This is a genomic window from Gardnerella sp. DNF01189 (assembly GCF_049244195.1).
Lineage (GTDB): Bacteria > Actinomycetota > Actinomycetes > Actinomycetales > Bifidobacteriaceae > Bifidobacterium > Bifidobacterium swidsinskii.
This window is the reverse complement of sequence record NZ_CP058385.1, coordinates 1,457,428-1,470,877: the sequence shown is the minus strand read 5'-3', so window position 1 is coordinate 1,470,877 and position 13,450 is coordinate 1,457,428. Positions and strand designations below refer to the sequence as shown.

Sequence of the window (13,450 nt, the reverse complement as noted above, 5' to 3'; positions counted from 1 at the left end):
CAACAACAGGTAGAATGGAAAACTATGGCAGCATTTAGTTCGTTAACAGACCGCCTTTCCAATGCTTTTAAGCATTTGCGCAGCAAAGGCAAGCTATCAGAATCCGATATTGACGGCACAATTCGCGAAATTCGCCGCGCACTTCTCGATGCAGACGTTGCGTTGGAAGTAGTCCGCTCATTCACTGCTCGAATTCGCGAGCGCGCTCTTGGTGAGGAAGTTTCGCACGCTTTAAACCCAGCTCAGCAAGTTGTGAAAATTGTAAACGACGAGCTTACGCAAGTATTGGGCGCAGGTGTAGATAGGCAACTTAATTTTGCGAAGTATCCTCCAACTGTAATTATGCTTGCAGGTTTGCAAGGTGCGGGTAAAACTACGCTTGCTGGAAAGCTAGGCTACTGGCTGAAGGATGCAGGCCATACTCCTTTGCTTGTAGCAGCAGATTTGCAACGACCTAATGCAGTCACGCAGCTGCAAGTTGTTGGCGAGCGCGCAGGAGTTCCTGTATTTGCTCCAGAAAAGGGCGTGCAAACAGGCGGAAGCGCGATTTCTTTGCCATGGTTCACTAAAGGCGACCCAGTTAAGGTTGCGCGCGATTCTATTAATTATGCGCGCGAAAAAATGTATGACACTGTGATTATTGATACCGCAGGTCGTTTGGGTGTTGACGAAGAGCTCATGAAGCAGGCACGCAATATTCGCGATGCCGTGCAACCGCAAGAAGTGCTGTTTGTTATTGATGCAATGATTGGTCAGGATGCTGTTCGCACTGCTCAAGCTTTTAACGATGGCGTGAACTTTACTGGCGTTGTGCTTTCTAAGCTTGATGGCGACGCTCGAGGCGGTGCTGCACTTTCGGTTGCAAGCGTTACTGGAAAGCCGATTTTGTTTGCTTCTACAGGTGAAGGTTTGAAAGATTTTGAAATCTTCCATCCTGATCGAATGGCTTCACGCATACTCGATATGGGCGATATTTTAACGCTTATTGAGCACGCACAGAAGCAGTTCGACGAAGAAGAATCGCGCAAGGCTGCTGCAAAAATAGCTGAAGGCAGCTTTGGTTTGGATGACTTTTTGGAGCAACTTCAGCAAGTTCGTAAGCTTGGCTCAATGAAGAAGCTTTTGGGCATGATGCCTGGAATGGCTGCCCACCGTCAAGAGCTTGAGCAGTTTGACGATAAGGAAATTGACCGCACTGAGGCGATTATTCGCTCTATGACTCCTCAAGAGCGTAGAAATACAAAGATTATTGACGGATCTCGCCGCGCGAGAATTGCTGCCGGCTCAGGTGTGAGCGTTTCGCAAGTTAATGCACTTTTGCAACGTTTCGAACAGGCTGCAAAAATGATGAAGCGAATGAGCGGTGGAGCTGGAATGCCTGGCATGGGCGGCATTCCTGGATTCGGTGGAGCCGGCAGTAAGTCGAAGCGCAAAGACAAGAAAGGCAAGAAGAAGGGCGGAAAGTCCGGAAATCCAATGCGCAGGGAAGCTGAAGAGCGCGCGTTGCGTGAGCGTCTTTCTGGCGAATCTACTAGCGACGATGTTGCAGGTTCTGCTTTTGCAAAGCCACAGCAACCAAATCTTCAGAATCTTCCTGAAGGACTTAAGGAACTTATGAATTCCGAAGACGCAAATCAAGATAATCAACTGCCACCTAACTTTGGCGGCGGATTAGCTGGCTTATTCGGTCGATGATTTTAGTATTGGCGTTTTTGTGGGTTATATTTGTGCCGCTTCTTTTGTGGCAGCTGATGCGTTGGCTGCCAGCAGGTGCGGATAAATATAACCCACTTCCGTATGTTATTGCGTTGCTTCCACTTGCAACTTACGTTGTGGGAGCACTGTTTTTGTGTAATTTTGGCACTTTTTTGCTGTATACATGCTGCGCAGAGAAAGTAACGAAATCGCTTAATTTAGCACAATCTTACGCGAAATCTTACGGATATTTATGTATTGCGTACGCTGTGCTATTTTTGATTTCGCTTAAGTCGCATACGCCGTACTGGTTTGCAAAATTGCGTAGGTTGCACGAAAGCAGGTCGTCGCGCAAAAGCTGCAAGGAACAGCATCAAGAAATACGCGTGATGACTCTTAACTGCAGATACGGAAAAGCGAGCGCATCCGAAATAATAGAAATAACGAAAAAACATCACGTAAATACGTTACTTTTACAAGAATTAAGCAAGTCTTTAGTAAAAAATCTTGAAAAACTTGGAATATACGAAATTTTTCCAACTTCGTGCGTAGGTGCGCAAAGTGAGCATAATAACGGCGGATTCAACGCTATTTTTACGCAATATTCCGCGATTTCTACTTGCAATAATTCCGTAAAAATTGAAGCTGCAAGCGTACCAAGCGTTACAACTTGCTTAGATTTTGGTGCAAATGAAAAAGTTTTGGTGAAATTTGCTTCTGCACATCCAAAGTCACCGATGCGTGGGTGTGCTGCTTGGAGTAATGGAATTCGCGCACTTGCGACTATTGATTCTACTACTGATTCTTTCGCCGATTGCACTAACGAATGCGCTGACGAATCTACTTCGAAAACTTGCGATTTAGCAACTCTTACTATTGTTACTGGCGATCTTAATTCCACAGTCGACCACCCAAGCTTTCGCTCGCTTTTGAAATACGGATTTACAGACGTTGCGCTTTCGCTTGGAAAGCGTCTACGCACATGGCCTACATGGCTTAAGTGGCCAAATCTTACACTTGACCATGTGCTATTTTGCGCAAAAAACTGTAAATCTAACGCACTATGGCAAAAGAATGTAGTTGTCGACAGCACTGATCACTTAGCATACATCGCAGCAATCGACCTACAATCACTAGACAAAAACGTCCAAGTACGCAGGCATAATAGATAAGTTATTCGCGTGAATCGGCGCCCTCTTCCCGACCACGTGAGGAACATGTGGAAGCTCGCAAGGAGTGCCCCACACCCGAACGAAATTCCACGACTCTAGTTATAAGGAGAGCCATTTTGGCAACCAAGATTCGTCTTAAGCGATTGGGCAAGAAGTTCTATGCCTTCTACCGTGTAGTCATTTCTGATTCACGCAACAAGCGCAACGGTCAGTCCATCGAAGAGATCGGCGTTTACGATCCAAACAAGCAGCCATCTATGATTCAGATTGATTCTGAGCGCGCACAGTACTGGCTTGGCGTTGGCGCACAGCCAACCGAACCAGTGTTGAAACTCTTGAAGATCACTGGTGACTGGCAGAAGTTCAAGGGTCTCGACGGTGCCGAAGGCACGTTGAAGACTTCTGAAGCTGGTCCAGACGCACAGGCTCGCGTTGAAGCTGTTGAAGCTGAAGCTCAGAAGCTGAAGGCCGCTAAGTCTGAAGCCGCTGCTAAGGCTCAGGCTGCAGCTGAAGCCGCTGCAAACGAAGCCGAAGAAGCCCCAGCTGAAGCTGCGGAAGCTGCCGAAGCCGAGGAAAAGGCTGAGTAATCATGCTGGCTCAAGCTGTTGAACATCTCATTAAGAACATCGTGGATTTTCCAGATGACGTGTCGGTACGTTCTCACGAAAATGCTCGCGGCGAATTGCTTCGAGTACGCGTGAATCCTGAAGATATTGGTCGCGTTATTGGACGCAATGGTCGTACCGCTAATGCAATTCGCATTGTTGTGCAAGCTTTGAGCAACCACAATGTGCGCGTTGACATTATGGACGTACGTAAGTGAGATGAACGTGGCATTAGACCAACAATCTTTTGACAACCCTCAGCAAAGTCGTAATGACCTGCTGAGGGTTTGTCGTATCGGTAAAGCCCAAGGTTTAAAAGGCGAAGTTACTGTACAAATTTTTACAGATGAGCCTTACGAACGTTTTGAGCCAGGAAATGTATTGTGCACTGCAGACGGCGAGCGCGAGTTCGTTATTGAGAACGCAAGAACATTCAAAAATCGTTGGATTTTACTATTCGAAGAATCACAAAATCGCAACGATGCGGAAGCACTTAATGGCACTGAATTGTATGTGCATGCGGAAGATGCGCAAGAACTTGCTGCCGAAAATGCTTGGTATATTAAGGATTTGGTCGGTTTGCAAGCGCGTTTGTGCGAAGAAAATCAGCTTGGGCTTACTCCTAAAATTATTGGAAAAGTCGTGGATGTGCTCGACGGCGCGCAATCGTTACTGAAAATCCGTTTAGATCATCCGGTTGACGAAGAACATAAAACAGCGCTCGTGCCATTTGTTGAAGCTATTGTGCTGGAAGTTGACGTTGCAAACGGGTATTTGACTATTAATCCTCCTGGCGGTTTAATTCCGGGGCTTTCGTAGTTTTCATAGTTTTATCAGTTTTCGTAGTAGAGTGCCTTATGATGGACATCGATATTATTTCCGTATTCCCAGAATATTTTCGCATGCTAGACCTAAGTTTGTTAGGCAAAGCGCAAAATAATGGTTTATTGCAAATTCGCGCATACAATTTACGCAAATGGACTCACGATGTGCATCAATCTGTTGATGACACGCCGGTTGGCGGTGGTGCTGGCATGGTTATGAAACCTGAGGTTTGGGCGGAATGCTTAGACGAGCTGCTTAGCTTGCCAAAATCTGAAGTAAAAAATACGTGCGATACGTGCGATAGTTGCGAAGAAGCAAAAATCGCGACTAATAAAATAGACTCAACTAAACCAATTCTTATATTCCCGAACCCTTCTGCCCCACTATTTACGCAAAAAGACGCAACAGAATTAAGCAACGCAAATCATTTAGTATTTGGATGCGGCAGATACGAAGGCTACGACGCTAGGATTCCAGAATATTACCGAGCGCAAGGAATTGACGTACGCGAGTATTCAATTGGCGATTACGTGCTAAATGGCGGAGAAGTTGCAGTAAGCGTTATGCTTGAGGCAATTACACGCTTAATCCCGGGGTTTATGGGAAATCCTGAGTCGATTGTTGAAGAGTCGTACACAGGCTCGGACGCACTTTTGGAACACCATCAATACACGCGTCCAACTACTTGGCGCGGTATAAGCGTTCCGGAAATACTCACTTCCGGAAATCACGCCAAAGTTGATCGTTTTCGTCGAGATGAAGCTATATCTCGTACAAGCGAAATTCGACCTGACTTGATTAAAAAATTGGACTGCCACAAGCTAGATAAATCGGATCGAAAAACGCTTATGTCGCTCGGATGGGAAGTTTCCGGCGAACATCCGCGCAAAAACTCGCGCTAGCAGCAAAAGCCGGAAATACTCCGACAACAGTATTGCTATGCTAGCGTTAATTACTTGTTGATTAGAGAACACTAACATTATTGCTGCCGCACGCACAACACAAAATCTCTCCACCATAACACCACCACCTGTTTAGTACGCTAACTTCAATGTACTAATATTCGTGTGGTGAGATTTGAGATTTTTCGCACTGAGCGAGGCGAACGTCAGAGCCGCAGGCTGCTGATTCGCCAAGCGAAGAAGAAAAATCGAAAAATCTCTGCGATAAGGCACGGTTATTAACGATTAAACACGCAGAGTTTGGGGGATTTCTTTACGAGCACTAAAAGAGGACTGCGCATTGATTTGCCGGAGCGCTTAAAGCCGTAGTGCGCAGAGGCACTTCAATGCGGAAACTCGCTAAAGTTGGAAGTCCAGTGGACTTCCAACGCGAGTTTCGCAAGCGAGCGTAATAAAACGCGAGCGTATCGTTAAAAAACGTTTAAGAATAAAGCGCACGAAAGAACGCTCACGCGCACAGCGCGCTCGCTACTGAGCTTGCGTTGAAAGCACACCGTGCTTTCAACTTGAGCAAGCTCACGCTCCGAGTTGCTTTCGCGCGCACAATGCTGCGCTCAAGCAGGTCGTAGCGCATGCGAGAAAAGAAATCCCCCAAAACTCGCGCCACATCCTGAGTACAAAAACAGATTGTAACGAAGCCGAATCAGATCAATCGCGCTTAGGCTGAATGAACAGCACGGAAGTTTCTCCGTAATTACGCGTATCAAACAGCTCCCAGCCCTCAGGCATAGTCGGCAAAACACTTCGCGCGCTACGCTCCAACACAATCAACGTATCCGCAGAAACGCTCGCAACTCCGCTCGCAATCATCGAAGCCAATAAACTTTCGCAATCCGCAGTTTCGTAAGCATAAGGCGGATCAATAAAAACCAAGTCAAACGCTTCCCCACTATAATCCGCAACGAACTGCTCCGCGCGCTTTCGAAGAACCCTCATAGAAAGCGCAGAATCCCAAGCCTTTGAACTCTGCAACGCTTTCGACGTACGAAGTATCAGCGCAGCCGCTTGCGAATTTGCTTCAACAGAAACAAGCTCACGCGCGCCACGAGATAGCGCCTCAACTCCTAACGCACCTGTGCCGGCGAATAAATCAAGAACGCGAGCATTGTGCATAACATCCCACGAATCGAGCCTAGAAAATATCGCTTCTTTCGTGCGATCTGTAGTAGGTCTTGTACACGACTGCGCTGAAGTAAGCGGCAAAGATTTAAAACGTCCAGCAATAATGTGCATTCTTCTAGCTTATCCTCCCCCTCCCGACAGTCATTGTTACTCAATGCGATTTTGTGATTATTTAGTATTGTCTATGAGTTTTAAACACATTTGTTGGAGAATTTACTGGCATTTGTTTTCGGTTTCGATACTCGCTTTACAGCTGTGTAAAGGAAGTGTCGCGCGCAGAAAGCAAAAAGCGGCAAAGCATAGGAAATCCTAGCTTTACCGCTTAATTTTATTCACTTAAGATTACGCAAACTCACGCGTCAATCTTACTTATTTACTTCTTCAGGATTCGGGATTAAGAAGGAGCAAGCAAACGCAAGCGCAAGTAACACAATGCCCGCAACCATCGAAGCCATGTATCCGCCTGTTGCACCATTAGTTCCTGCAACATTCGTCATCACAGCGTAAAGAATTGCAAAGCTTAAGCCAGCACCCAAGTTAAAAGCACCAGCGTTCATGCCTGGCAAGTATCCTGGATTATCCTTTGGAGAAAGCACAATACCAAGTCCGTTAAGCATAATGTTTGCAACACCTGCGTAGCTTACGCCCAAAGCCAGCGAAAGCGCAACCAAAGACCACACCGATGGATTATTAGCAACATACATACCAAACACAACGCCAATCACACTGACAATAATGCCAGCACGAAGTACCAAACGGTAACCAAACTTGGCAGCCAGCATACCAGCCACAGGCCCAAACAAGAAGCCAATAATTGCGTAAGGCGTCAACGTTGCAAAGCTCACCACGTCAGCACCCAAGCCAGCACCAAACTTAGCATCCTGAGCAAGCTGCGGCACTACACCATTCATCAAAGCAAAAACGCCAGTCATGGTAAGCAGCGTGCAAGAAAGCAAGCCCCACGTGCGACGCTGCTTCATGTAATGCGTCGAAACCAAAGGAGCAGCAATCTTTCCTTCAATTCTCCAGAAAATCGCGAAGAAGATTACAGCCACTACCACAAGGCCTGCAACCATAGTCAAGTTAGCATTTGCAAGCTTATCAATTTCATTAATAGCAAGATATGCTGCAAGGAACGCAATACCAAGCGTCACAACGCCCAACCAATCCATCTTTGAAGTTTCCTCCGCATAAGATTCTTCAGCAGCAACAATCACCATAATCACTGCCGCTACAGCAATACCTGCCATAGTCCAGAACACCGAACGGAAACCAAACTTTCCAGCAAGCCAACCGCCAAGCAACGCATCAACGCCAGCAATACCACCGTTTACAGATGTCAAAATTGCCATTAGCTTTGCGTAACGCTTTTCTTCAGTTACGCGCACGCGAAGCATAATCAAGCACATCGGCACTACAGGACCAGAAGCACCCTGCAAAATACGTCCAAGCATCAAAATATTCACATCTGGAGCAAGCGCAGACACTACGCAGCCCGCAATCGTTGAAATCAAAATGCCAATAAGCACCTTCTTACGACCGACTAAATCAGATAAGCGCGGCAAAAACAGTGAGAATAAAGCAGCAGCAGTAAAGAACACTGTTTGAGTTAAGCCGATTTGCGTATCGGTTGCGTGAAGCTCTTTTGTCATTGTTGCTAATGCTGGAGAAAGCATTGAAGCGTTGAGCTGGAAAGCAAAAATAGCAACGAGTAGCGCCGTCATTAACGCAACAATTGATCGCCCACCCTTGTCTAGCATGGAAGGCGTTGGAGATGAAACTTCAGTCATAATAGCCTCATATCAAATTTCGTATAAATTTTATTTTCGCGCAACTTTGCCGCTTTATTTTCTTTCGGTAAATTTGCAGTATTGTTGCGCAAAATATCGTGAATAATTCTAGTACAAATCAGCCGATACGCTTCAGCGCGTCAATAATCAAATCCCAGAATTTATCGAAATCAAGTTTGGTTGCAACTTGCGTATGGCATTCTTCTGCGGATGGTTCTGGTCCGCGCAAATCTGCAACGGTCATACCAACTGTTAATTCGCCCTTAATTTCAACGTCTACAGGGCAGCGACGAGTAGCCACCACACTGTGGTCAATCAAATAAGCAATCGTGCAAGGATCATGAACTGGCGGATCAATAAAGTCTTGATTATCCTTATACGCTTTACGGAAGAAGTCCATCAAACCGCTAGCAAACGCAGAAAGAGGCGTGCCAATAGCATTAATCTTTGCTTGCACTTCAGGAGTGCAAAGTGCCTGATGTGTCAAATCAAGACCGACCATAGTAATAGGCCAATCCTCATTAAACACAACATGCGCAGATTCTGGATCAACCTTAATATTAAACTCAGCAACCGCGCTCCAATTACCAACGTGATATCCGCCGCCCATGAGCACAACTTCCTTCACACGTCTTACGATTCGTGGCTCAAGGCGCACTGCCATAGCAATATTGGTGAGCGGACCAGTTGGTACAAGCGTAATCGTGCCAGGTTCGTTGCTCATAATCGTATCAATAATCCAATTTACAGCGTGGCCTTCGTCCAATGGTCGCGTTGGTTCTGGAAGCGTTACGCCGTCTAAGCCGCTTTCGCCGTGCACGGAAGCCGCAACTTCCAGAGGGCGGACCATTGGTCGGTCGCAGCCTGCGTGAACTGGAATGTGAGTTGCACGAGCCATTTCGAGAGTTGCACGCGCATTATACGTGACTTTTTCAAGGCTTTGGTTGCCGCCAACTGTAGTTACGCCGAGCAACTCAATATTTGGGTTACCAAGTGCCAACAGAATAGCCATGGCGTCATCATGGCCAGGATCGCAATCTAGGATGATTGAAGTCATCATTACTCCTTCGTAGATAACTAACTTCTTGTTAATAACTTACGTAAATAGTTTTCAGTTATTTTTGCTATTACGTTTGCTACTAACTGCTGTTAATTTATGCGTAAATTGCTCTATGATCCATGCTCGTACGCCACTACGCATTTCGCTGCACATACGCTCCATTGCATCATACAACACTAATTACCTAACATTTGTTTATATAACTAAACAAATGACTAATAACAAGTATAGCAGACCTACTATTGTATGCAAGAAAAATTTACAAGATTAATTCGTAAATTAAATAAAAGAAATAAAATCAGCGCAAAAAGCACTAATTAAATGCGCTCATGAATATTCGTCATGCGTTGAGAAATAAGTTCTGGATTAAACAACTCATGTACAGGCTGCATAGATTCAGTATTCAAAGCTGCAGCAGCAACCGCAAATCTGCCAGTTTTTGAAGAATCAAATTCGTTATATCGCGCGTAAATAAGCGCCGCAGTAGCAGCATCGCTAGAACCGTTGTCGTTGCCGACTGCTTCAACACCAACATTGCTATTTCCGCGAGTTAGCATCATTCTCTGGACGCGCTTAACTGGGACAGGATAGAACGACACTCCCTCATCTGCAACACCATAAGCAACTCCTGCGCGACCGGCATTTACAAATACACGTTTTACTCCACGCTTGAGAAGCACATTCGCACAGCGAATTGCAGAACGCTCGTCAACAGCATTAACGCCAGTTAAAGCCTGCGATTCAGCAGTATCTAAAATAAGGGTGTCAATACGAGACAATCTAGAAAGCACTCGAGGAGCTTTTGCATCCGTAATTGCACGAACAATAATAGGACGGCGATAACGGTCACATAGCCACTCAATTGACTTTTGCGGAATATTAGTATCCAACACCAAAATATCAGCATTTTCAATAATGGACATGCGCTCACGCAAAAAATCAGGAGTCATGTGGTCGTAAATACTCATATCGTCTAAAGCAAGCAAACGCTGACCAGAAGCGTCACCAACATACATGTACGAAGCAGTCATTGACTCAGGAAGTTGCTTCGCATAACCAATATCTAAGCCGTTTGCAGCAGCATCAATGCGGAAAAGCTCTCCGTTGTGATCGCCACCGTAGACAGAAACCATGCTTGTGCGAATATTAAGACGTTCCAACGCGACTGCAATATTCCTTCCAACACCGCCTAGCATATAGCGCACACGGGAAGCATTAGACGTGTAATCCATCAAATCTCCGCAAGCAATGCCAAGAACATCCATGCTAATTCCGCCAACAACAGTCACATAACTTGGAGGAGTAACAATATATCCCTTACCTCGTAAATATCCTTTGCGAATTAAATTGGAAATATGAGCAGCCACACCTGAACGAGTAATTCCTGCGAGATTTGCAAGTTCCTGTTGGCTAATCATCGGGTTTTGTTGAATCCAAGTCAAGATTTGTTGTTCGCGTTCGGTCATTGTCGCCTCATCTCTATTGTGATTACAAATGATGCCTACTATCTAGGATATTCACAATTCTCATAATATGCACGTAAATTTATGTAATTTTGTTGTTTTTTTATATTATATCCAACAAAAGTTGATATTAATTATCAATTAAAAATAGTTTCTTACCGTATTTTTTACTAAATTAAGTGCATAAATATGCAATAATTTTTTCTTTATACTTTTTTTATAGGATAATTTATTCATACAATATTGTAATCTTTATAAGATATTTTGCGCGCAAATTCAGAACTTTAGAATTTTAATTGCTTACGATTTGCGCACTTCCACCTCTCGTAAAATCAAGCACTGCACCTGCAAGATACGGCAACGAAACAAGATGAGTGTCTTTTTGCAAAGTCTCCAACGCATCTTCACGAGCCATAGCGATAATCTTTGCATCCTTAACAACTCGCAAAATCTTCAAACTCGAGCGACCACCCGACTGCTTATCGCCAAGAACATCGCCAACATTGCGCAATTCCAAATCTTTCTTAGCAATTACGGCACCATCTAGCGAATTTTCAACAACTTGCAAACGTTCTTGAGCAAGACTTCCATCCTCAGTTTGCGCAACCAAAAATGCCCAAGAATTCGTGCCACCACGCCCAACACGTCCACGCAACTGATGCAATTGCGCAAGACCAAAACGATCCGCGTCAAAAATCACAATGCAACTCGCTTGAGGCACATCAACACCGACCTCAATAACCGTTGTAGCTACAAGAACTTGCACATCTCCGCGCGCAAAACGTTCCATCGTTTCGCGTTTCGTAGCATCATCGTCGCGACCAGTAAGCTTAGCAAAAGTAACGCCTTTAAATTGCGGCAAAGCTGAAAGCCGCTTCAAAATGCCGTTAACTGTATGAAGTTTGCGCAAAGAATCTGCGTTATTTTCTTCAGATTGATTAGATTGCACAGATTGCGAAACATCTTCAAAACCTTCAGATTCATCGCTATCAAAATCCCTACCAAAATTACTAACAGAAGCACTACCAGAATCCCTACCAGAATCCTCATTAAAATCATCATCAATATGCGCGCAAACAACATACGCACGCTCACCTGCATCAATGCGAGCACGAATATGCGCAAACATTCTCGCCATAGTATTCGCATCCGATTCTTGCACAACAAAAGTGCGAATAGGTTTTCTACCTCCAGGCAGTTCAGTTAAATACGAAGCATCCAAATCACCGAACCACGTCATAGCAGCAGAGCGCGGAATAGGCGTTGCAGTCATTACTAAAAGATGCGGTGTAAAAGACTTTTCAGCACTATTATGCGAATCTACGCTCATTTTGCGCAACAAAACATCGCGCTGCTCAACACCAAAACGATGTTGCTCGTCAATAATTACCAAAGCTAAATTAGTCGGCTTAAAAGTCGACGAGAACGCTGCATGAGTTGCAACAATAAGCGAAGGCTCTCCACTTGCCACACTCGCTAGCGCACGTCTGCGATCCGCAAGTCTCATGCCGCCAGTTACGACGATTACAGGCACTTTTAGATTCGCGCGCGCAATCATTTGGCGCAAATTTTCGGCATGTTGAGACGCCAGAACTTGAGTAGGAGCCACAAGCACAGCCTGATAGCCTGATCCAACTGCCTCGAGCATTGCAGCGAGCGCAACAACTGTTTTTCCGGAACCAACTTCACCTTGAAGCAAGCGACGCATCGGATGGTGCTCACGCATGTCACGTACAATCTCATCAATTACATCTTTTTGACCTGCAGTAAGCTCAAACGGCAAACTTTCCACAAATTCATTTCTTATAAGAGAATTATTACAAGATTTTGCTTGATTATCTTTAGAATCTTCACGAGATCGCAATACAGCTACTTGGGAAATAAAAGCTTCTTCATAGCGCAACGAGTCAACAGCTTTATAAAATTCGTCAACTGATTGCGGATTATGAATTGAGTATATTGCTGACGCTCTAGTCATGAGGTTACGTTTTTTTAGCACTGATTCAGGCGTAATATTTGGGATTTGCAGGGATTCAGTAGCGCAAGCTGCGGAAGATGCGGAAGATGCAGAATCTTCAGAAAGTGCAGACAGCATAGAAAGTATTGTTTCGTGAATATGCTCACTAGAGATTCGCGAATTTGCATGATACACGGGCATAGGAGCGCTCATACGCGCCAAACCATCTTCCACGCTTCTTACAGTATCGCGAGATTGATGCAAGCTATCGCTTTCTTCTGCAGCAGATACAGTAAGAATTTGAGGATGCGTAAATTGCAATTTACCATTAAAAGCGCTAGACATGCCGCCAACAACAACCATTTCGCCAACATGCATCTTTGCGGAAAGCCACTGAGCGTATTGACGATTTTTAGAAAAATAAATAAGCTGAGCTACCACTTGCATATCTTGCAAAACGTTAATTTCGATTCTAAAACCGCGACGAGCGTTCATAGGCACAACGTTAATTGACTGAACTTGCGCATAGAAAGCCACTTCTTCGCCAATTTTTACATCTTTTAAGTTCGCAATTCTCAGTGGACTTGTGACTCTAAATGGGTAGTAAGTTAGCGCGTCTTTGACTGTGACTATGCCCAAAGATTTTAATGCAGAAACGCGTCGCTTATTGCTGATTATTGCACAAAGCGAAGTATGCATTTTGGCTGAGTTCGTGGGCGTATTTAGCATATTTCGATTATAAATCATTCGCAATCAGGAATATAACGTGCGCACGAAAAAATATGCAAATACAAAAAAG

The 13,450-nt window shown here is 44.9% G+C and carries 11 protein-coding genes; 6 read left to right on the top strand and 5 right to left on the bottom strand.

Translation table 11 applies throughout. From position 1 onward, the window contains the following. The first annotated feature begins 24 nt into the window (after window positions 1-24). The 6 genes from ffh (at window position 25) to trmD (ending at window position 5,199) form a co-directional block, all read left to right on the top strand. Window positions 25-1,695 carry a signal recognition particle protein gene (gene ffh, locus HXT41_RS06040; RefSeq protein ID WP_004105368.1) on the top strand — a complete coding sequence of 557 codons (1,671 nt, stop codon included), beginning with the start codon at window positions 25-27 and terminating at the stop codon, window positions 1,693-1,695. After that, entirely contained in the window at window positions 1,692-2,867 is a 1,176-nt protein-coding gene (locus HXT41_RS06035; RefSeq protein WP_174182662.1) for an endonuclease/exonuclease/phosphatase family protein, read from the top strand. The genes ffh and HXT41_RS06035 overlap by 4 nt, the downstream gene beginning before the upstream one ends. Window positions 2,868-2,983: 116 nt before the next feature. Then, window positions 2,984-3,454 (top strand): 30S ribosomal protein S16, encoded by a 471-nt coding sequence (gene rpsP / locus HXT41_RS06030; protein ID WP_033888579.1) that lies wholly within the window; start codon window positions 2,984-2,986, stop codon window positions 3,452-3,454. A 2-nt stretch (window positions 3,455-3,456) separates the two neighbouring features. Further along, the gene (locus tag HXT41_RS06025) at window positions 3,457-3,690 is read left to right on the top strand and encodes an RNA-binding protein (protein ID WP_004105376.1); all 234 of its coding nucleotides are present in this window, start codon (window positions 3,457-3,459) and stop codon (window positions 3,688-3,690) included. 1 nt (window position 3,691) lies between these two features. After that, on the top strand, window positions 3,692-4,291 hold the full coding sequence (rimM, locus tag HXT41_RS06020; protein WP_174182733.1) for a ribosome maturation factor RimM: 600 nt from the start codon (window positions 3,692-3,694) through the stop codon (window positions 4,289-4,291). Between the two features lie 41 nt (window positions 4,292-4,332). After that, window positions 4,333-5,199, top strand: coding sequence for a tRNA (guanosine(37)-N1)-methyltransferase TrmD (trmD, locus tag HXT41_RS06015; protein ID WP_199172883.1), 867 nt, complete (start codon window positions 4,333-4,335; stop codon window positions 5,197-5,199). Between the two features lie 708 nt (window positions 5,200-5,907). Here trmD and rsmD read toward each other — a convergent pair. The 5 genes from rsmD to HXT41_RS05990 form a co-directional block, all read right to left on the bottom strand. After that, the gene (gene rsmD, locus HXT41_RS06010) at window positions 5,908-6,492 is read right to left on the bottom strand and encodes a 16S rRNA (guanine(966)-N(2))-methyltransferase RsmD (RefSeq protein WP_103013810.1); all 585 of its coding nucleotides are present in this window, start codon (window positions 6,490-6,492) and stop codon (window positions 5,908-5,910) included. Window positions 6,493-6,746: 254 nt separating this feature from the next. Further along, complete coding sequence (locus HXT41_RS06005) at window positions 6,747-8,171, bottom strand: MFS transporter (protein ID WP_004110247.1); 1,425 nt, start codon at window positions 8,169-8,171, stop codon at window positions 6,747-6,749. 118 nt (window positions 8,172-8,289) lie between these two features. Beyond that, entirely contained in the window at window positions 8,290-9,228 is a 939-nt protein-coding gene (locus tag HXT41_RS06000; RefSeq protein WP_033888576.1) for a nucleoside hydrolase, read from the bottom strand. A 320-nt stretch (window positions 9,229-9,548) separates the two neighbouring features. Continuing rightward, a complete protein-coding gene (locus HXT41_RS05995) occupies window positions 9,549-10,697 on the bottom strand; it encodes a PfkB family carbohydrate kinase (RefSeq protein WP_076002633.1) in 1,149 nt (382 codons plus the stop codon). Between the two features lie 289 nt (window positions 10,698-10,986). Beyond that, window positions 10,987-13,398 (bottom strand): ATP-dependent DNA helicase RecG, encoded by a 2,412-nt coding sequence (locus HXT41_RS05990; protein ID WP_103013809.1) that lies wholly within the window; start codon window positions 13,396-13,398, stop codon window positions 10,987-10,989. Between the last annotated feature and the right edge of the window lie 52 nt (window positions 13,399-13,450).